General features: G+C 58.6%; 19 protein-coding genes. 7 read left to right on the top strand and 12 right to left on the bottom strand.

From position 1 onward, the window contains the following. Positions 1-27: 27 nt before the first annotated feature. Positions 28-1,956: a glycosyltransferase family 2 protein gene (locus ACR0BT_RS00570; protein ID WP_480569203.1), complete on the top strand. Its 1,929-nt coding sequence runs from the start codon at positions 28-30 to the stop codon at positions 1,954-1,956. On the opposite strand, the gene ACR0BT_RS00565 is transcribed toward ACR0BT_RS00570, so the two are convergent. Next, the gene (locus ACR0BT_RS00565) at positions 1,913-2,560 is read right to left on the bottom strand and encodes a GntR family transcriptional regulator (protein ID WP_170393473.1); all 648 of its coding nucleotides are present in this window, start codon (positions 2,558-2,560) and stop codon (positions 1,913-1,915) included. The genes ACR0BT_RS00570 and ACR0BT_RS00565 overlap by 44 nt on opposite strands. A 100-nt stretch (positions 2,561-2,660) precedes the next feature. Between ACR0BT_RS00565 and ACR0BT_RS00560 the strand changes: the two genes are divergently transcribed. The 3 genes from ACR0BT_RS00560 (at position 2,661) to ACR0BT_RS00550 (ending at position 4,910) form a co-directional block, all read left to right on the top strand. Further along, a complete protein-coding gene (locus ACR0BT_RS00560; protein ID WP_170393475.1) occupies positions 2,661-3,305 on the top strand; it encodes a pyrimidine 5'-nucleotidase in 645 nt (214 codons plus the stop codon). Between the two features lie 87 nt (positions 3,306-3,392). Beyond that, positions 3,393-3,641 (top strand): hypothetical protein, encoded by a 249-nt coding sequence (locus ACR0BT_RS00555; protein ID WP_170393477.1) that lies wholly within the window; start codon positions 3,393-3,395, stop codon positions 3,639-3,641. 72 nt (positions 3,642-3,713) lie between these two features. Next, entirely contained in the window at positions 3,714-4,910 is a 1,197-nt protein-coding gene (locus tag ACR0BT_RS00550) for a UbiH/UbiF family hydroxylase (RefSeq protein ID WP_170421095.1), read from the top strand. Between the two features lie 31 nt (positions 4,911-4,941). Here the strand turns inward: ACR0BT_RS00550 and ACR0BT_RS00545 are convergent, their stop codons facing one another. Beyond that, a complete protein-coding gene (locus ACR0BT_RS00545) occupies positions 4,942-6,069 on the bottom strand; it encodes an aminotransferase class V-fold PLP-dependent enzyme (protein WP_480569194.1) in 1,128 nt (375 codons plus the stop codon). Positions 6,070-6,301: 232 nt separating this feature from the next. Here ACR0BT_RS00545 and ACR0BT_RS00540 point away from each other — a divergent pair, with 232 nt between their 5' ends. Next, a complete protein-coding gene (locus tag ACR0BT_RS00540) occupies positions 6,302-7,003 on the top strand; it encodes a GntR family transcriptional regulator (RefSeq protein ID WP_480762296.1) in 702 nt (233 codons plus the stop codon). On the opposite strand, the gene ACR0BT_RS00535 is transcribed toward ACR0BT_RS00540, so the two are convergent. Continuing rightward, positions 7,000-7,458: an Lrp/AsnC family transcriptional regulator gene (locus tag ACR0BT_RS00535; RefSeq protein WP_170393485.1), complete on the bottom strand. Its 459-nt coding sequence runs from the start codon at positions 7,456-7,458 to the stop codon at positions 7,000-7,002. The two genes, ACR0BT_RS00540 and ACR0BT_RS00535, sit on opposite strands and share 4 nt — an antisense overlap. Continuing rightward, a complete protein-coding gene (locus ACR0BT_RS00530) occupies positions 7,455-7,910 on the bottom strand; it encodes an Lrp/AsnC family transcriptional regulator (RefSeq protein ID WP_170393487.1) in 456 nt (151 codons plus the stop codon). Before ACR0BT_RS00530 ends, ACR0BT_RS00535 begins: the two co-directional genes overlap by 4 nt. Before the next feature lie 131 nt (positions 7,911-8,041). Between ACR0BT_RS00530 and ilvC the strand changes: the two genes are divergently transcribed. Then, positions 8,042-9,064: a ketol-acid reductoisomerase gene (gene ilvC / locus ACR0BT_RS00525; protein ID WP_170393489.1), complete on the top strand. Its 1,023-nt coding sequence runs from the start codon at positions 8,042-8,044 to the stop codon at positions 9,062-9,064. 45 nt (positions 9,065-9,109) lie between these two features. On the opposite strand, the gene ACR0BT_RS00520 is transcribed toward ilvC, so the two are convergent. Together ACR0BT_RS00520 and ACR0BT_RS00515 are read right to left on the bottom strand one after the other, a co-directional pair. Further along, complete coding sequence (locus tag ACR0BT_RS00520) at positions 9,110-9,565, bottom strand: SRPBCC domain-containing protein (protein ID WP_480762295.1); 456 nt, start codon at positions 9,563-9,565, stop codon at positions 9,110-9,112. Beyond that, positions 9,562-9,870 carry an ArsR/SmtB family transcription factor gene (locus ACR0BT_RS00515; protein WP_480762294.1) on the bottom strand — a complete coding sequence of 103 codons (309 nt, stop codon included), beginning with the start codon at positions 9,868-9,870 and terminating at the stop codon, positions 9,562-9,564. The genes ACR0BT_RS00520 and ACR0BT_RS00515 overlap by 4 nt, the downstream gene beginning before the upstream one ends. 78 nt (positions 9,871-9,948) lie before the next feature. On the opposite strand from ACR0BT_RS00515, the gene ACR0BT_RS00510 reads away from it, so the two are divergent. Beyond that, positions 9,949-10,851, top strand: coding sequence for a DMT family transporter (locus ACR0BT_RS00510; protein WP_480762292.1), 903 nt, complete (start codon positions 9,949-9,951; stop codon positions 10,849-10,851). On the opposite strand, the gene glmM is transcribed toward ACR0BT_RS00510, so the two are convergent. The 6 genes from glmM to ACR0BT_RS00480 all read right to left on the bottom strand — a co-directional run bounded on the left by glmM (position 10,848) and on the right by ACR0BT_RS00480 (position 19,079). After that, positions 10,848-12,191 (bottom strand): phosphoglucosamine mutase, encoded by a 1,344-nt coding sequence (gene glmM, locus ACR0BT_RS00505; protein WP_170393497.1) that lies wholly within the window; start codon positions 12,189-12,191, stop codon positions 10,848-10,850. The two genes, ACR0BT_RS00510 and glmM, sit on opposite strands and share 4 nt — an antisense overlap. A gap of 33 nt (positions 12,192-12,224) precedes the next feature. Continuing rightward, positions 12,225-13,223, bottom strand: a complete 999-nt coding sequence (gene folP, locus ACR0BT_RS00500) for a dihydropteroate synthase (RefSeq protein ID WP_480762291.1) — start codon at positions 13,221-13,223, stop codon at positions 12,225-12,227. Further along, positions 13,220-14,140: a dihydroneopterin aldolase gene (locus ACR0BT_RS00495; RefSeq protein ID WP_170801230.1), complete on the bottom strand. Its 921-nt coding sequence runs from the start codon at positions 14,138-14,140 to the stop codon at positions 13,220-13,222. Before ACR0BT_RS00495 ends, folP begins: the two co-directional genes overlap by 4 nt. A 105-nt stretch (positions 14,141-14,245) precedes the next feature. Continuing rightward, a complete protein-coding gene (locus ACR0BT_RS00490) occupies positions 14,246-15,619 on the bottom strand; it encodes a multicopper oxidase family protein (RefSeq protein ID WP_480762289.1) in 1,374 nt (457 codons plus the stop codon). A gap of 73 nt (positions 15,620-15,692) precedes the next feature. Next, complete coding sequence (locus ACR0BT_RS00485) at positions 15,693-16,331, bottom strand: cell wall hydrolase (protein ID WP_170393504.1); 639 nt, start codon at positions 16,329-16,331, stop codon at positions 15,693-15,695. A gap of 186 nt (positions 16,332-16,517) precedes the next feature. Next, positions 16,518-19,079: a putative PEP-binding protein gene (locus ACR0BT_RS00480; RefSeq protein ID WP_480704496.1), complete on the bottom strand. Its 2,562-nt coding sequence runs from the start codon at positions 19,077-19,079 to the stop codon at positions 16,518-16,520. Positions 19,080-19,093 lie beyond the last annotated feature (14 nt).

Here is a 19,093-nt window from a genome sequence, read left to right as displayed (position 1 = left end):
TGACTAAGCAACCCTGCCGGATGTTACATGCGGCAGGGTTTCGTTATGGTCGAATTGAATCTCCAGCGTCAGACACTGGCGCAGCCTGTGCCCGGGCCGCATTCGCGCAAACCGCTCGGCACATGTCTCGTCGAACAAGGCATCATCACATCCGACCAGTTGGCGCGCGCCCTGCGGATGCAAGTATTCCAGAACGCGCCATTGGGGGAAATACTGGTCAGTGAAGGATGGGCCAGCCGTGCGCAGGTCCTCTCGGCGCTGTCTGACCAAACCGGCCTTCAGATCGCTGATCTTGCGCAGGTACCACCTGCCGCAGACCTCTGCTTGCTCGAACCGGTCGAGTTTTGGTTGAAGCACAATGTACTGCCCTGGATGCGTGTGGGGCCAATCCTGCTGATCGCTACAGCCAGGCCAGATACATTTGACGCAGTGGCAGACGCATTGAAAGGCCACGGTTACACGATCATCCCGGTTCTGGCAGGACCCGAGCAGATCGATGCCGCCATCGCCTGTCAATATGCTCAACCGCTGGCACAAGCTGCAGAAACTCGCGTTGAGGCGCGGCAAAGCTGCAGGAATTGGTCGACCCAGACGCGCCGTGGGCCGATCATTGGATTTATCCTGTTCGCGGCACTCTGTGTTTGTTTCCCAATAGTTGGCCTCGGCCTTCTTTTGGGCTTTGCACTGCTGACTCTGGGGCTGTTCTTGTCTCTCAGGCTCTCGGGGCTCATTGCTTATCTATGGCGAGAAAAATCTGAGCCAACAACAAAGACCTCTGAGTCACTTCGCCTACCCCGCGTCTCGATCCTTGTGCCGCTATATAAGGAACGCGAGATTGCCGATGACCTGATCGCCCGGCTGCGCCGCCTGACCTATCCCAAAGCGTTGCTGGATGTCATTTTGGTGCTGGAAGAGCGGGATGACGTAACCAATGAGGCGCTCAGGCAAATAGAACTGCCAACCTGGATGCGCGCCATTGTTGTGCCGGATCGGGGTGACCTGACTACCAAGCCCCGTGCGATGAACTATGCCCTGGATTTCTGCCGTGGAGAGATTTTGGGCGTTTGGGATGCCGAAGACGCCCCGCAACCCGATCAGATTGAAACCGTTGTCCGCCATTTCGCGAACGCCCCAAAAGAGGTGGTGTGCCTGCAAGGTATTCTAGACTACTACAATCCGCGCACCAATTGGCGGTCGCGCTGTTTTAGCATCGAATACAGCGGCTGGTTTCGCGTCGTCCTGAAAGGCATCGCGCGAATTGGTCTGGTCGTTCCGCTGGGCGGCACAACCTTCTTTTTTCGCCGCGACAAGCTGGTCGAACTGGGCGGTTGGGATGCCCACAATGTCACCGAAGACGCCGATCTGGGTGTCCGCCTAAGCCGTGCCGGATATCGGACCGAGATCGTCAGCACCACGACCTATGAAGAGGCGAACTTTCGCGCCTGGCCATGGGTCAAGCAGCGTTCGCGTTGGCTGAAGGGGTTCATGGTAACCTATCTGGTGCATATGCGCGCACCACGCCAATTGCTGCGCGATCTGGGGTTGCTGCGCTTTTTGGGCTTACAGGCCTTTTTTCTGGGAACACTGGGCCAATTCCTTCTGGCCCCGCTTTTGTGGGCGTTCTGGCCCATATTTTTCGGGCTGCCCCACCTGTATCAACCAATCCTAACACCCGGTTTATTGACTGCCTGCGTGGTTCTGTTTCTCGTCGCCGAAGCCGCCAACCTATTGGTGGGTATCTGCGGTGTCATCGCAGGCAAACGCAGGTTCCTGCTACCCTGGGTGCCGACCATGGTGCTTTATTATCCGCTGGGCGTGTTGGCGGCCTACAAAGGCCTGTGGGAACTGGCGGTCAATCCGTTCTTCTGGGACAAGACCCAGCACGGCCATGCGGTCGAGGAACGTGAGGCCGCTATTTCTCGCGCCGGATCGCATCCTGTTTCAGCCGCGTCATGAAAGCGACCGAAATGTGATCCTGCAACGCCTTGGCCGCCGCGTCCTCGTCTCGCGCCGCAATCGCGTCCACGATGCCTTTGTGCTCGCTCTGCGCAATCTCGCCACGCCCTTCTGCGGCCAGCGATGTGGTCGCCATCAAGGCCATGGTCCGATGCACCAGATCAAGCTGCTGCACCAGATAGCGGTTATGCGAAGCCAGGTGAATCTGTTCGTGAAATCTCCGGTTGGCCCGCGACAGCGCAACAGGATCTCCGATCAACTCATTATCGGCCACCACCATGTCCCGAAGGACCCGAATTTCCTCTTCGGTTGCGTGTTTTGCGGCCAGACGTGCGGCCAGCCCTTCCAATTCACGCCGGACAACATAAAGCTCGGCCATCTGGTTGTGATCCAATGAGGCCACGATCAACGACCGCCCGTCCCGTTCCAGCAACGACTGCGTTTCCAGCCGCTGCAGCGCCTCGCGGATCGGAGTGCGAGAAACGCCAAACCGCTCGGCCAGTTCGCTTTCCACCAGCCGATCACCAGGCTTGTAGACACCGACGTCTATCGCTTCGAGAATAAGGCTATAGGCGTCCGTATTGGACTGTTTGGATTGGGGCATCGGCTGAATTGTCTCCTCGTTCGGACCTGTCTAGCCGCCACACGCCCCCCCGATCAAGTGCGGCATTGAAAACCGCAGCCCATCGCCCTAAACCCAAAGCATGGTCAAACCCGCCTTTTCCCATGTCACCCAATGGGTGTTCGATCTAGACAACACGCTTTACCCGCCGCATATGCGCCTGTTCGATCAGATCGAAGTGCTGATGACGGATTACGTCGTGCAAGCTATCGGCGTCGACCGCCCCGAGGCCGACCGGCTGCGTTCGCATTACTGGCGCGAATACGGCACGACACTCGCGGGCCTGATGGCAGAGCACGATCTGGACCCCGATCCCTATCTGCACGCCGTGCATCAGGTGGACATGAGCCATATGGAACCCGATGTTGCGCTGGCGGAACATATCCGCGCTTTGCCCGGGCGACGCATTGTCTATACCAATGGATCTGCACCTTATGCCGAGCGCGTTCTGGCGGCACGCGGTCTGAATGGGCTGTTCGACGCGATCTATGGCGTAGAACACGCAGGCTATCGCCCCAAGCCGCAAAAAGCCGCGTTCGAGGCGATCTTTGCGCAGGATGGAATCGATACAGCGAAAGCCGCCATGTTCGAAGATGATCCACGCAATCTGGCCGCCCCGCACGAGATGGGAATGCGTACCGTGCACGTCGCGCCTGACCCGCACGAGGCTGACCATATTCACCATCACACCGATGATCTGACCGGGTTTCTGGGTCGCCTGCGATAGGCTGTCACACTGCGACGATCTGTTCGTTTCGCAGTTGCAGAATTGACCCCATATGCAGCTCAGCGACGAACAGAATCGGAGACCCCAATGACCGCGCTTGAGATGCCTCAGCGCCTGCCTCTTTGGCAGCGCTTTTTGTTTGCAATTCCCGTGTTTGGCTGGATGGCCCGGGACGCGGCCAATGCCGAAGCTGAAGACCTTTATTATACAGCCGCGGCGCTGGTCAGCATGTGGGGCTGTTCCATCCTTCTGTTCGGCCTGCCGGGTCTTTACATTCCCGCCCTGATGCTGGTGCCGACGATGTTCCTTGTCCTGATTTTGATCTCTCGGGGATAAAGCACGAGACAGGATGTCACTTGGCGCCCACCGCGCAACAGCACTAGTGTCTGCGGCAACGGAGACATACTCATGACTGACAGCTGTGACATCCTGATTTCCGGCGGCGGAATCGCCGGATTGACCGCCGCCGCCGCCTTTGGCGCTGCCGGGTTCGACGTAGTCTGCGTCGATCCCACCCCTCCGATCACCGAGCGGGACGTGGACGGATCGGATCTGCGTACCACCGCTTTTTTGCAGCCTGCCCACGGTCTGTTGGAACAATGCGGGCTTTGGGCCAAGCTGGATGCCCACGCCGCGCCCCTGCAGATCATGCGCATCGTGGATGCGGGTGGCGATGTGCCCGAACCGCGCGTCGTGCGTGATTTCAACGCCGCCGATATCTCGGATCAGCCATTCGGATGGAACCTGCCCAACTGGCTGCTGCGCCGCGAGATGGTGGCGCGACTAGCCGAACTGCCGAATGTCGATTTCCGCCCCGGCACCGGTACGGTCAGCCTGTTCACCCGCACCAATGAGGCACGGGTCGGCCTGAGCGACGGCACCCGCATCCGCTGCAAACTGGTAATCGCCGCCGACGGGCGCAGTTCACCAATGCGCGAAGCTGCCGGGATCAATGTTCATACCACGCGCTACGGCCAAAAGGCCCTCGCCTTCGCCGTCACCCATCCCATCCCGCACGACAATGTCTCGACCGAGATTCACCGCTCGGGCGGGCCGTTCACATTGGTCCCCCTGCCCAACTGGCAAGGCCAGCCGTCCTCGGCCATTGTCTGGATGGAACGTGGGCCACGTGCCGTTGAACTGTTAAACCTTGAATCCGACGCGTTCGAAGCCGCCATGACCGAACGCTCTTGCGGGCTGTTCGGACCGCTGAAATTGGCCTCACGCCGGACGATCTGGCCGATCATCAGCCAGTCGGCGGAACGGTTGTCGGGCGAACGCATCGCGCTGATGGCCGAGGCCGCGCATGTGGTGCCACCTATTGGTGCGCAGGGGCTGAACATGTCGTTGGGCGATCTGCGCTGCTTGCTGGAATTGACGCAAGCCCGGCCCGAGGGCTTAGGCGATGCGCAGATGCTGGATTCCTATCACAAGGCCCGCCATACCGAGATCGAACTGCGCGTCAAGGGCATCGACCTGCTGAACCGCGCCTCGATGATCGAAGCGCGTCCGCTGCGCGACGCACGAGCGATGGGGCTGAATGCGCTCTATTCCCTACCACCCGTGCGCAAGACGCTAATGCAAATGGGCCTCGGCGTCCGCTGAACCGTAGGGCGGGCTTCTGCCCGCCACGCTATTACAGCACCTGATCCAGAACCCGTTTCAGGCGCGCAATCGTGTCGTCAACATCATACAGCTTGTCCAAGCCAAACAGGCCGAGACGGAAGGTGCTGAACCCTTCGGGTTCGTCACATTGCAGCGGCACGCCCGCTGCGATCTGCATGCCCAGGGCCGCGAACTTCTTGCCGTTCTGCACTTCGGGGTCTGCTGTATAGCTGACCACCACACCGGGCGCGCCGAACCCTTCGGCAGCAACCGACATGACGCCCTTGTCCCTAAGATAGGCCCGGACGCCATCACCCAGCGCCCATTGCGCCGCGCGCAGCTTTTCGAAGCCGTACGCGCGCGTCTCGGCCATTGTGTCGCGGAAGGAAAGCAGAGAATCCGTGGGCATGGTGGCGTGATAGGCATGCCCGCCATTCTCGTAGGCCTGCATGATCTGGCGCCACTTCTTCAAATCTATCGCGAAGCTATCGGATGAGGTCTCGGCCAGTCGTGCCTCGGCGCGTTCGGATAGCATGACAAGACCGGCGCATGGCGTTGCGCTCCACCCCTTCTGCGGAGCCGAGATCAGCACATCCACTCCGGTGGCCTTCATATCGACCCAGGCACAGCCCGAGGCGATGCAGTCCAGCACCATCAATGCCCCCACCTCATGCGCAGCAGCGGCCATCGCTGTCACATAATCATCAGGCAGAATCACTCCGGCCGAGGTCTCAACATGCGGCGCGAAGACAATACCCGGTCGTTTCTCATGGATTGTCGCCACAACTTCATCAATCGGGGCCGGAGCAAAAGGTGACGGGCTGGAATTGCCGGTTTCGCGCGCTTTGAGAACGGTGGTCGACGATGTCAGATCACCTGACTCGATGATCTGGCTCCACCGATATGAAAACCACCCATTGCGTACGACAAGCACATCAGCATCCCGCGCAAACTGTCGCGCGACGGCTTCCATCCCATAGGTGCCTCCGCCGGGAATGACCGCAACGCCTTCAGCATTGTAAACTTCACGCAGCATTGCCGAAATATCGCGCATGACTCGCTGAAAACTTGCAGACATATGGTTCAGAGAACGGTCGGTAAAAACCACCGAGAACTCCTCCAGCCCGCCCGGGTCAACAGTATTCAGTAGTGCCGGCATGACGCATCCTTTCTATTGGGTCCTTTTTGTTCTGCCTTGTCTTGCGCGCTCGGTAAAGCGTCAAACGCGGCCTGAAGTTGACCCAAAGTAACCCACAGCCAAAAATTTCATTTTGAGTTTTTACATGCCACAATTAGCAGAAATGACGCCAACCAGAGTCAGGTCCCCTTTACACCCTAGCGTGTTTCTGAACAGATACACACACTTTGAACAAGAACGGATAATTTTACTCGTGACTGCGCAAAAGCGGATTAGTTTTCAAGTCGTTCGAGACGAGGTAAAGCGGCGGATTGAATCTCGCATATGGCCTCAGGGCTCGCTTTTACCCACCGAAACCCAATTAGCGGAAGAGTTCAATTGTGCCCGCGCCACGGTGAACCGGGCGCTGAGGGAGCTCGCTGAACAGGGCTTTGTCGAGCGCAAGCGCAAAAGCGGAACGCGGGTCAAGAAAGAACCACGCAAACAAGCCAAGCTTGAAATTTCACTTGCGAGACAAGCGGTTGAGAACCAAAACTCAGCCTATCGCTATGCTCTGGTGGAACGGAACGTGGTCTACAGCCCCGGCTGGTTGACCTCGCAACTGAATGTCGAACCGGACGCGCGCGTTCTGCACGTGATCTGCATGCACTATGCAGACAACCGCCCCTTCCAGCTTGAAGAACGCTGGATCAATATCGAAGCCGTGCCCGAGGTCGAGCAAGCCGACCTCAACAAAAGTGGCCCACACGAATGGTTGTTGAATGCTGCCCCGTTCACCAAAGCTGAAATCGCCTTTTGCGCGATCTCGGCGGACAATCGTCTAGCTGATTTCATGGGCACAACCACTGGCACTTCGATGATTCAGCTGGAACGGACCACGTGGAAGGACGGGCAACCGATGACTTTCGCCCGCATGACCCATCATCCGGGGTTCCGCATCCGCACTAAATACTAACCGATCGGCCCGGGCAGGCGTTCCTCGCTCAGCAGTACATTGGCTTCGACCTCTCCGGCCCCTGGTAAGGTCATCACCCTTCGGCGCAGAACCCGTTCGAAATCTGCCAGATCCCGCGCCACGACGCGCAAGCGATAATCATAAAGACCCAGCACATGCTCAACCGTCTGCACCTCGGGAATGGCGCTGACGGCACGTTCAAAATCTTCAAGGCTGACCTGCCCTTTTCGCGCAAGTTTCACGCCGAGAAAGACGGTCACTCCAAAACCCAAGGCCTCGGCATTCAGACGCAGCCGCCGCCCCTTGATCACGCCTGCTTCTTCCAGTCGACGAATACGCCGCCAGGTCGCAGGCTGCGATAAGCCAAAGCGGCGCCCCAGAGCCCCCGCGCTTTGGGTCGCGTCCTGCACCAGCGCGCGCAGAATTCTGCGGTCGATCTCATCCAGTTCGATCATACCGGCAGCACCTCGTCCCGCTTGACCCGTGCGATATGCATAAGGGCCTCGATATCGGCGATATGCGGTAGGGTCAGAATGCGATCGCGATAGACCTGTTGATAATGCGCCATATCTCGCGCCAACACCGATAGGCGCACATCCACCCGGCCAAGGAAGGTCTGGATCTCGATCACCTCGGCCACGTTCCGCGCCGCCGCCGTGAATTCGTCGAACGCCCGTGCCTGCGTCTTGTCCAGCGTTATCCGCAAAGAGACCTCGACCGCATAGCCCAAGGCGGCCCAGTCGATAACGGCTTCCTGCCCCTCGATCACTCCTGCCGCCTGCATTTTTTCGATCCGGCGCCAGCAGACGCCCGAAGTGATGCGGCATCGTTCAGCCAATTCTGCCGTTGTCAGGCTTGGCTCGGCCTGGAAGTGGCGCAGTATACGTCGATCAACATCATCAAGCATGATTTTTTCACATTTTGTTCAATAGAAGAATTATTCTTCATCTATTTGTCAAATACTCAATCCAAACCCTATCGCCAATAGCAATCACGCAAGATAGAAGCACATCAATCGAAACTGAAAGGACCGGCGAAATGCGCGTCTATTACGATCGCGATTGCGACATCAACCTGATCAAAGACAAAAAAGTGGCGATTCTGGGCTACGGCTCGCAAGGCCACGCCCACGCGCTGAACCTGCGCGACTCGGGCGCCAAGAACCTGGTCATCGCCCTGCGCGAAGGCTCCCCCTCGGCCAAGAAAGCCGAAGCGGAAGGCCTGCAGGTGATGGGCATCGCCGAAGCCGCAGCCTGGTGCGACGTTATTATGTTCACCATGCCTGACGAACTGCAAGCTGAGACGTACAAGAAATACGTGCACGACAACATCAAGCCAGGTGCGGCCATCGCGTTCGCCCACGGCCTGAACGTCCATTTTGGCCTGATCGAGCCGAAAGAAGGCGTCGACGTGATCATGATGGCCCCCAAAGGCCCCGGTCACACCGTGCGCGGCGAATACACCAAAGGCGGCGGCGTTCCTTGCCTCGTCGCGGTCGACAACGACGCGACCGGCAAAGCGCTGGAAATCGGCCTGTCATACTGCTCGGCCATCGGTGGCGGCCGTTCGGGCATCATCGAAACCAACTTCCGCGAGGAATGCGAAACCGACCTGTTCGGTGAGCAGGCCGTACTGTGCGGCGGTCTGGTTGAACTGATCCGCTGCGGCTTTGAAACGCTGGTTGAGGCCGGCTACGCGCCCGAGATGGCATATTTCGAGTGTCTGCACGAAGTGAAGCTGATCGTCGACCTGATCTATGAAGGTGGCATCGCCAACATGGATTACTCGATCTCGAACACGGCTGAATATGGCCAGTACGTCACCGGCCCGCGTATTTTGAAATACGACGAGACCAAAGCGCGTATGAAAGAGGTTCTGAACGACATCCAGCAGGGTAAATTCGTCCGTGACTTCATGCTGGAGAACGCTGTAGGCCAACCGACCATCAAAGCGTCGCGCCGTGCGAACGATGAGCACATGATCGAGGAAACCGGTGCAAAACTGCGCGCCATGATGCCCTGGATCTCGGCTGGCAAAATGGTCGACAAAGAAAAGAACTAAGTCTGACAATTGTCAGCGAAAGGGCGGCCCCGGTGGCCGCCCTTTTCATTTGGTGACAGCATTTGCGTAGCATTCGCCCAGAACATAATCCCAGCCACTGTCGTAACCGGTGCGTTTGTCCGACGCCTCAGATGCCCAGACTTCCCAGCCCGAATGGGTCAGAGTGACCGTGGTATGCCCGGCTCCGTGGGCTGCGAACCGGACCTCAACCCGCGTGGGGCGGTCGGTGTTGGTGCCAGGGTGCCAGCTGAAGGCCAAGCGAGCCCCCTGCTCGAAGATCAACACCTTGCCCCAATCAGCGCGGGTGTCATCGAACATGGTCTCATAAACCGCACCGCCGACATGAGGTTCGATCACAACTGCCAGCGCAGGCTTGCCTTGCGCCGCTGAGACAGCGTGCCCATCCAATGGCCACCATTTGGCAATGCGATTTACAAAAACATCAAAGGCGTGCTCGGGCGTTGCGTTCACAACAATGGTCTTGATGATTGGTTCGATCATGCATCTCGTCCTTCGTTTACCTCGGCGGCGAAACTCTCCAACACTTCCGACCAGTATTGCTCGAGCCAGGCGCGCAGGTCTGCCAGCCCCTCGGGTCGGGCGGCATAGATGCGGCGCGTTCCCTCGGCCCGGCAAACGACAAGCCCGGCTTCGGACAAGACCTTCAAATGTTGCGAGACCGCCGGGCGGCTTACGGGCAAATCCGCAGCCAGATCACCAACCGCCCTGGGGCGCTTGGCCACCGCCTCAAAAACCTGACGACGGGTCGAATCCCCTAAAGCCGAAAGCACTTCTTTGTAAGCCATAGCTTACGGTAAGTAATGACTTACCTAATGTCAATATCAGCGCGTGACACCGTCAGATTCGCGGGATAAGTGGATGGAATGGTTCAACAACCGACAAAACAGGATTGGAGCGGTGTTTTCACGCTGGGCCTCATCTGGGGCGGGACGTTCATGGTGGTTGCCATGGCGCTGGAAGGCTATGGACCGGTCACCGTGGCGACGTCGCGCACCACATTGGGTGCCGTTATGCTGCTGGTGCTGATGCGCCTCACCGGACGGCGTATTCCGAGTTTGACACCAGCCCTTTTGAGTTCGATTTTCTTCATCGGCATTCTGTCGACGGCGGTTCCCTTCATGCTGTTAAGCTGGGGGCAACAATTTGTCCCTTCGGCCTTTGCGGGTCTGTCCATGGCGGCGATTCCGCTGATGGTTCTGCCGCTGGCACATTTCTTTTCGGATGAGCCTATGAACCTACGGCGTCTGGTCGGCGTTTGCCTTGGCTTCTCTGGCGCGCTTGTGTTGATCGGGCCCGGTCTGGCGCAATTGGGTAAGGGTACGCAGCCACTGGCGCAAATGGCCTGCGTCACGGCAGCCTTGTGCTACGCCAGCTCGTCGATCCTGACCCGCCGCTGCCCGCCGATTGAACCGATGGCTCTGGCAGCCCTGACGCTGCTGGTTGGCGCAGTACTATTGATACCTATCATGCTGCTAACCGAGGGGCTGCCCTCGTGGCAGGGAACGCACCCCAGTCTGGCCCTGATCGTTCTGGGCCTTGTCCCCACGGCCTTCGCCACCCTGCTGCGAGTATCCATCACCCGCAGCGCCGGGTCGGTCTTTCTGACGCTGGTGAACTATCAGGTGCCCGTTTGGTCGATGGTGTTCGGGGCCTGGATTCTATCCGAAGCCCTGCCGCTGCGGTTCTATATCGCGCTTGCCATGATCCTAACCGGGCTGGCAATCAGCCAGTGGTTCACTCTGCAGAAAATGCTGCTGGGGCGTTAACCTGTCGCCGCCTCAACCTCGGATACGATCCCATCGACCACTTGGGTCAGCAGTGCGGCATCCTCGCATTCCGCCATCACCCGGATCAGAGGTTCCGTGCCCGATTTGCGGATCAGCAAACGCCCCTGCCCATTCAGACGCGCCTCGGCCTCGGAAATCGCGCTTTTGACGCTGGCCGCTTCCAGCGGGGCCTGCCCCGCGCTAAAGCGCACATTCTTCAGCAATTGCGGCACCGTCTCAAACTGGCGCGATAGGTCCGAGGCTTTCTTGCCGGATTGCACCATCTCTGCCAGAAAATGCAGCCCCGCCATCAGACCGTCGCCGGTTGTGGCATAATCGCTCATCACGATGTGACCTGACTGTTCGCCACCAAGATTGAAACCACCCTCGCGCATCCGTTCAACCACATAGCGGTCGCCAACGGCGGTCCGCTCCAGACGCAGCCCCTGCCCGGCCAGGTGCCGCTCCAACCCGAGGTTCGACATCACAGTGGCGACCAAGGCGCCGCCTTTCAGCTGATCCGCGCGGGACCAGGCGGTCGCCAACAGGGCCATCAACTGATCCCCATCAGCAACAGCGCCGGTTTCGTCGATCACAACGACGCGGTCGGCATCCCCATCCAGACAGATACCTACATCGGCGCCATGTGAAACCACGGTTTCGGCCGCAACACGAGGCTGGGTTGAGCCACATCCGAGGTTGATGTTCTTGCCGTTCGGCGCGATGCCGACCGGGATCACATCTGCTCCCAACTCCCAAAGAACTTCCGGCGCAGTACGGTGCGCGGCACCGTTGGCGCAGTCGATCACGACCTTCAGCCCATCCAAGCGCAGATTGCGCGGCAGCGATGATTTCACACGCTCGCCATAACGGAACCGTGCATCGTCAACCCGACGCGCACGACCAATATTCTGCGCCTGTGCGGGGCTTACACCTTCTTCGATCAACCGCTCGATCTCAATCTCGGCCTGATCGGACAGCTTGAACCCGTCCGGCCCAAAGAATTTAATTCCATTGTCGATCGCCGGATTGTGACTGGCCGAGATCATCACGCCCAGATCCGCGCGCATCGAGCGCGTCATCAACCCTACCGCAGGAGTCGGCACCGGCCCCAGCAGAAGCACGTTCATACCGGTCGAGGTCAAACCTGCCGTCAGCGCATTTTCCAGCATATAGCCCGACAGCCGCGTATCCTTGCCAATGACAACGCGATGTACGCCTGAGGCATCGCGGCGGAAATACCGCCCCACAGCCGCGCCAATCCGCAAAGCCATTTCCGCCGTCATAGGGTGCGTGTTGGCGGTGCCCCGCACCCCGTCGGTTCCAAACAGCTTGCGCATAAGTCGGTCTCCTGAAAATTCCTTTTGCCCGGATTACCGGACGGCGGCCCATAGACGCAAGGCCTGAGCCGTCTCGGCCACGTCATGTACCCGTACAATCTGCACGCCCTGTGATATTCCCGCCAGAGCAACCGCGATTGACCCCGGCGCGCGGGCATCCTTGCGCGGCTCTTTGCCGATCTGACCAATAAATCCCTTGCGCGAAACGCCCAAAAGGATTGGACAGCCCAGCCCGTGAAACAGGCTGAGATTGCGTAGAAGGGTCAGGTTGTGGTCCAGATTCTTGCCAAACCCGATGCCCGGATCGATGACAATCAAATCGCGGCTGAGCCCCAGTCCTTCAAGATGCGCGATTTGCCCCTCAAGGAAATCGTAAACATCCAGCAGAACATTGTCATAGTGCGGGTCATCCTGCATCGTGGTCGGATCACCCTGCATATGCATCACACAAACCGGAGCCTCAATCTGCGCGCAAAATGGTGCAAGTTTAGGATCGAAGGTAAATCCTGACACATCGTTGATCAGTCCCGCACCCGCCTGATGCGCTGCCTTGGCAACACCGGCCTTGCGAGTATCGATCGAGATCAACACATCCGTCTCGCCCCGAATTGCCTCAATCAAAGGGCGTGTGCGGGCAATCTCTTCGTCTTCAGGCACAAAATCAGCGCCCGGGCGCGTGGATTCGCCGCCAATGTCCAGAATACTTGCACCATGCGCTACCATGTCGGCGGCAGCGGTCCGAGCGGCCTCGACCGAGTTATGCAGCCCCCCATCCGAGAAGCTATCCGGCGTGGCATTCAGAATGCCCATGATCTGCGTTCGTGCCATATCAAGTCCGGCAATCGCTGGACGCACGCAGGTCAGACGATCCAGCTGTTCCTTTGGGATTTCAACGGCATCGACGATCTGGGTGCTTTGCCCGCGCTCAATCCGCTCGGCCAGTGAGAACCGCAGCACCTGCCCTGCCAGTGGCACCGCCCCGTCGACGCGCGTGCTCCCATGCTGGACCAATGGGCGGTAATAGACGGTCACAGTTGCGCCTGCTCCACCGGAACTGCGCGCAATGGCGTTTTGGGGGCTTCGGGCAGGTCTCCGCCAATAACCAGCATCTCGCTGGCTTCAAAGGTTGCAGCGAACCAAGCAGCCAGCGCCACCGCGTCAGACGGCGCGGCTGAGGGGCCATCGACCGCATCCAGAACAATTTTGGAGGGTGCCCAAACACAGATCTGGCCGTTTTTCATCGCCCAATCCAGCTCGGTCCGGGTTGAAACGACCACGCAACGGTGATCGCGCGCAGCCAGAACCCAGGCGTTCTGTTCAATTGCCAACAGATCTATCCGGCGCTGGGTCATTGCGTGACCCGTCTGCGGCACATCCAGATCAGACGCCCCAACACACAGGATCAGCGGGCGCTGGCGATTCTCAAGCTGGTCGATCCAGCCGGTTAGATTACCTGATGAAATCGCTGCATTCGACAGAAAGACCAACCGTGGATGTGGCCGCTCTTCTTCGGCCACATCATGATGTACCGCATCCTTGCCGCGCACGATCTCGACACCAAGCGCGCCGGGTCCACGATCCAGTTTTTCAATGCGGACAAAAGCTCTTACAGCCTGAGGTTCAAGCAGAATGCGCTCCGCCACGCGATCTGCCAGTGTCTCGAGCAAATTTAGCCGTTCAGCAGCCAACTCGAACGCAATCGCTTCGGTTACACGGTCGTAAGACAGAATACGATCCACGTCATCATCGATGGGGTCTGTCAGCGGGCGCACCTCGACCACGATGTTAAAGCAGATCCGTTGCGTGGTACCGCGTTCGGCCTGAAACGCCCCGATCTCGACCTCAACGATGTGATCGCGCAGCGAAATGCGGTCCAGCGCACCGCGCGCGGCGGTAGCCTCGGACCGTTCGGACGGGTGCGCAAAGGCAAGACGGATTTCAGAGCTCATGCGGCGGACCTTTTCGGGCTCGGTGGACTGATGATCAGCCCACTTTAGGCGTTTCGCGGGCGTATAGCATCGCAGCAAACGCCTTTCCAGCTACGGAATGCGGCGTTACGTGACCCGGAACCAGCTCATCATACCCGATGCCGCATGGCCTAGCATGTGACAATGTAACAGCCAGTTGCCCGGATTGTCAGCTAGCAACGCTACTTGCCGCACCTGCCCTCGTTCGACTAGAACAGTGTCGCGCCACGGCCCCAGTGTACCGTCCTGCAGGATAATGCGAAAATGGTGTCCATGCAGATGCATCGCATGTGGAAACGCCGTTTCATTTGCGAATTCAATCCGATGAACTGATCCCAATCGCGCATCCAGAAACGGATCATCTGGCCGCTCTGCATATCCGTTCAAAGCCCAGAATCGTCCAAGCTGAGCCAACTCGCGCCCCGACAGCTCGGAATCGCCCAATTTGGCGCTCTCCAGCCAGCGCATTGCACCCCCCTGCATCGTCATACGATGCAGAGGTGTATTCTGCAGTTCAATTTCGGGCATTCGGTTTGCTGGCAACGGTCTAACTTTTGCATCAGCAATACGCGATGCTACTCCGAACACATCAAATTTGACGAGTCCGTAAGCGCCATCCCGTTCTACACTCACAATACTTGCCGTCTGGCCGGATTCCGCTGAAACATCAACGATCAAGTCAACCCGCTGCGCAGGCGCCAAAGGAAAACTGCTCTCAATTCGCAATGGAACCTCAAGCGGCATACCGTCAAGCGCAACAATCCAGCCAGCAAGCCCGTCGAGCGCTACGTCGAATACCCGGGCATTCGCGGCATTGATCACCCGCAATCGCAATCGTTCAGACGCCTGCACTGGATAAGTAGGGTCAAACTCTCCGTTCACCGTTACAATGTTGCCCAGCCGACCCGCATGGCTCAGATCATGAGCATTATCGAAATCGCTGGATATCTTTGCGCTCTCGGTGTCAAGGCGCCAATCGTCCAGCATTAAGGTCAGGTCCTGATCAACATCGGGTCCGCTGGCTTCTTCGACGATCAAAGGGCCATAAAGCCCACGCGCGACCTGCTCCATCGATTGGTTGTGCGCATGATACCAATAAGTTCCCGCATCCGGCACCACGAAATCATATTCAAAGTTGGAATCTGGCTGCACAACTTCCTGCGTCAGGCCGGGCACTCCATCCATCGCATTGTCGATCCGGATGCCATGCCAGTGAACGGTCGTTGGTTGCGGCAGCATGTTTACAAGCTTGCGGCGTACCCGAGCCCCCTGCGGAACACGGATTTCCGCGCCCGGAACACCGCCGCCATAACTCCAGACCGGAGTTTCCGGATATCCCTGGGGCGCGATCTGCTGGAGGGAAGTCTGTGCCACCAGTTCGGTGGCAGATGCCATCGCCACGCGTGGTATCATCGACAAGGCCAGGGTCGATTGCAGAAACTGTCGGCGTGATATGGTCATTGCGAGCCTCCTGGCTCGCAACATAGTTGGTAAAACGCCTGTTGCCAGCACCCTTCCAGCGCTGGTGCGTCAATCAGTTGCTGGCCGTGCGATAATTGTGCTTGTAGAAGATATGCACGCCAATACGCGCCGTTTCTTTATAGACGCGGGACCAGGACGGGCGCACTGCCTTGGTGTGGTAGTGCGTGGCACCTGCGGTCATCTCTTCAGCTACACCATCGATTGCGGCACGGGCGACTTTCGAAACGCGATCATAAGCGCGTTTTTCGTTGATAATCTCTTTCTGCCCGTCACAGGTGTAGGTGAACTGGCACTGATATTTCTTGCCCGTTCCTTGCTTTATCACACCGCACAGTGAATCCGGAAAGCGACCGCTTTCAACACGGTTCAGGATAACTTCGGCCACAGCAAACTGGCCACGCACGCTTTCACCGCGGGCCTCGAAATACAGCGCTTCGGCAAGACAACGGAAATTTTCATCTCCGGTCGCCTTTGGCTGCTGGTCCAGCCAGGCTTTGGTGTAGGAGATTTCGACTTTTTCCGGCGCCTTACGCGGCTTAAACAGTTTCAGGTAATCGCGGAAGCTTTGTGCTGGCAACTCGTTACGTGTGACCAACTCAACAGATTTTGTATCGCCTTGCCTATCGGCAAAGGACAAACTCGGTAGCAAGGCTGCGGCCCCCACGGCAACAGCCACTATGTAGCGTCTCATCAGATAACCTCGCACAGGCACAAACGCGCCATACCCTCCCCCGGCGGGCGCGACGAGGCTAATACCCCAGACGAAGCGAGACGTCCAGTTCTGAAAAAAATGCAAGAGAAAAACCGCTCACGCCGCCAATTATTATCGACAGCGGAACGTTTCTTACGCCACTATTTCTAGGTAGGAGACAGTTAGTCAACCCCCAAGTTTGGACGAAATCGCCAGTTGAGCGGCAGACAGCCGAGCGACAGGAACCCGGAAAGGAGAACAGGACACATAGTCGAATCCAAGTGACCGGCAGATAGCGATTGATTCGGGGTTACCACCATGTTCGCCACAGACAGAAAGCGTAACGTCTGGTTGGGCTTGGCGCCCGCGCTCGGCCCCCAGCTTCAGCAATTCACCTACCCCATCTGCATCCAGAACGTGAAATGGATCTTCGCCAAACACGCCTTGGCGGACATATGCCGACATGAACCGCCCCGCGTCATCGCGCGACAATCCGTAGGTCATCTGGGTCAGGTCGTTTGTTCCAAAGCTTAGGAAAGCGGAATGCGGCGCAATCTCATTCGCGCGCAGACAGGCCCGAGGCGTTTCCACCATCACTCCCAATCGATAGTCGAACTCCTGCCCCTGCTCCGAGGCAACCTCTGCCGCTACAGTATCGATGCGTGTTTTGACCAGTTCAACCTCGCGCTTGGCCGAGACCAGCGGGATCATGACCTCGGGCACGACAGGGGCACCTTCTTTGCTGGCCTCAACCGTCGCCTCGAAGATCGCGCGCGCCTGCATGTCGTAGATTTCCGGAACGGTGACACCCAGACGAACCCCGCGCAATCCCAGCATCGGATTGTACTCGCTCATCGCCTCGACCCGACGTTCGACATCAGAGATCGGCAAATCCAGCGCCTCAGCCAGCTCGCGCTGACCAGTGCGCGTAGTGGGCAGAAACTCGTGCAAGGGCGGATCGAACAGGCGGATGCAGACCGGCTGCCCCTCCATAATCCGGAACAACTGCACAAAATCCTGCCGTTGCATCGGCAGCAACCGTTCCAGCACAGCGGCACGTCCAGACGGGGTCTGCGCAAAGATCATTTCGCGCATAACGGTCAGGCGGCCAGGATCGAAGAACATGTGTTCCGTTCGGCACAACCCGATCCCTTCTGCTTTGAAGTTTCGCGCAGTTTGCGCGTCAGCGGGTGTATCGGCGTTGGCGCGGATAGCGATGTCCCTCTCGGCATCGGCCCAGCTCATCAGGGTCTGAAAGCAATCATCCAGCGCCGCTTCAAGCATCTCGGGTTGTCCGGCCAGAACCTGACCCGAAGTCCCATCGATGGTCAGAATATCGCCTGTCTTGAACACACGCCCATCTGGTGCGCTTAGCAGCTTTTTCTTGGTCTGGAATCGCATCTCGGACGCGCCGACGATACACGGCAAACCCAGACCACGGCCAATCACCGCCGCATGGCTGGTGATCCCGCCCTTTTCGGTCAAAACAGCTACTGCGGCATGCATTCCGCGCACATCTTCGGGCGAGGTTTCACGGCGCACAAGAATACAGGGCTCCCCCCGCGCGGCGCTGGCCTGCGCTTCGGCAGCCGTAAAGACAATTCGACCGGTCGCTGCACCGGGGCTGGCCGCGATGGCTGTGGTCAGCACATCACGCTCGGCCTCAGGATGGACCTGCCGGTGCAGAAGTTCGTTCAGCGAATGCGGGTCGATCCGCATCACAGCCTCTTGCGGCGGAATGATCCCGTCTTCGGCCAAGCGCACCGCGATCCGCATCCCGGCCCGTGAACCACGCGGAACCCGCACGCCGTCCAGAATATGCACCTTGCCGTTCTGCACCACGAACTCAACCTGCATCTCTTCGCGCAGCTTTTCGCGCATTAACGCTGCGTGGGCCTTGAGATCGGCAAAAGCCTCGGGCGCCACATCTTCCAGCGATTGACCGCGTTCATCCTTTTCCAGATACAGCGCGGCGACACCTTCTCCCAGCGCATCGCGCCCCTGGCTCTGGCTCAGATAGCGACCCGTGATCTGGGGCATACCCGTCGCTGGATCGATCAGTTGCAATACGCCCGAACCACATTCGCCCTGCCCGACGCCCGGGATCATCTCTTGAATCACCAGACCCAAACCGGCATCCGCAGGTGCACCCTTGGCCTGCCTCAGCAGGCGAGCCGAGGTGCCGTCCCAGGCACGTGCCATCGAGCGCAAAACACCGATCAGCTGCTCTCCACGATCCTGCGGGAAGGCCTCGTCCGTCTCGTCTTCGTACGCCCGCAGGGACAAGCTCAGCCCTTCGCGCCCATCCGCATCGATGGTATCGAATACATCTGGGTCCAGACGCGCAATATGGAGCGCATAGCTCTGCACAAACCGCAGATAAAGCGCCGCCGCTGCATCTGCCCCCATTTCCGCAGACCGATCCAGATAGCGGGCATCATTCATGCCGATATTCAGTACCGCCCCCGGTCCGCCCCAGTCAGGGTCTTCCGAACTGGGCCGCACACATAGCAATGACTCGGCGTCGAACTGTTCCAGAATGGCCGCGATGTCCGGAATGTCACCCTTGGCAATTCGCTGCACCGCGTCAAAAGAAAGGGCCACGGTCCGCGGCACCGGCATGTCCAGCCGGACCAGTCGTTGCAGGCATTTCGCCCGGCCACCATGGGTATTGGCGGCAACGGGCGCTTTTGAAGTGATAAGCGTGGTATGCGGATTATTCTGCACTGCGGCACCTTTTGGTTTCACCGCAGCATAAGCCC

This window comes from Ruegeria sp. CJ6 (genome assembly GCF_056536665.1).
This window is presented reverse-complemented; position numbering and strand designations above follow the sequence as displayed.

Excerpts from the sequence above, each read along its gene's own strand:
- ACR0BT_RS00570 (WP_480569203.1), top strand. The coding sequence starts at position 28 with ATGCGGCAGGGTTTCGTTATGGTCGAATTGAATCTCCAGCGTCAGACA.
- ACR0BT_RS00565 (WP_170393473.1), bottom strand. The coding sequence starts at position 2,560 with ATGCCCCAATCCAAACAGTCCAATACGGACGCCTATAGCCTTATTCTC.
- ACR0BT_RS00560 (WP_170393475.1), top strand. The coding sequence starts at position 2,661 with ATGGTCAAACCCGCCTTTTCCCATGTCACCCAATGGGTGTTCGATCTA.
- ACR0BT_RS00555 (WP_170393477.1), top strand. The coding sequence starts at position 3,393 with ATGACCGCGCTTGAGATGCCTCAGCGCCTGCCTCTTTGGCAGCGCTTT.
- ACR0BT_RS00550 (WP_170421095.1), top strand. The coding sequence starts at position 3,714 with ATGACTGACAGCTGTGACATCCTGATTTCCGGCGGCGGAATCGCCGGA.
- ACR0BT_RS00545 (WP_480569194.1), bottom strand. The coding sequence starts at position 6,069 with ATGCCGGCACTACTGAATACTGTTGACCCGGGCGGGCTGGAGGAGTTC.
- ACR0BT_RS00535 (WP_170393485.1), bottom strand. The coding sequence starts at position 7,458 with ATGATCGAACTGGATGAGATCGACCGCAGAATTCTGCGCGCGCTGGTG.
- ACR0BT_RS00530 (WP_170393487.1), bottom strand. The coding sequence starts at position 7,910 with ATGCTTGATGATGTTGATCGACGTATACTGCGCCACTTCCAGGCCGAG.
- ilvC (WP_170393489.1), top strand. The coding sequence starts at position 8,042 with ATGCGCGTCTATTACGATCGCGATTGCGACATCAACCTGATCAAAGAC.
- ACR0BT_RS00520 (WP_480762295.1), bottom strand. The coding sequence starts at position 9,565 with ATGATCGAACCAATCATCAAGACCATTGTTGTGAACGCAACGCCCGAG.
- ACR0BT_RS00515 (WP_480762294.1), bottom strand. The coding sequence starts at position 9,870 with ATGGCTTACAAAGAAGTGCTTTCGGCTTTAGGGGATTCGACCCGTCGT.
- ACR0BT_RS00510 (WP_480762292.1), top strand. The coding sequence starts at position 9,949 with ATGGTTCAACAACCGACAAAACAGGATTGGAGCGGTGTTTTCACGCTG.
- glmM (WP_170393497.1), bottom strand. The coding sequence starts at position 12,191 with ATGCGCAAGCTGTTTGGAACCGACGGGGTGCGGGGCACCGCCAACACG.
- ACR0BT_RS00495 (WP_170801230.1), bottom strand. The coding sequence starts at position 14,140 with ATGAGCTCTGAAATCCGTCTTGCCTTTGCGCACCCGTCCGAACGGTCC.
- ACR0BT_RS00490 (WP_480762289.1), bottom strand. The coding sequence starts at position 15,619 with ATGACCATATCACGCCGACAGTTTCTGCAATCGACCCTGGCCTTGTCG.
- ACR0BT_RS00485 (WP_170393504.1), bottom strand. The coding sequence starts at position 16,331 with ATGAGACGCTACATAGTGGCTGTTGCCGTGGGGGCCGCAGCCTTGCTA.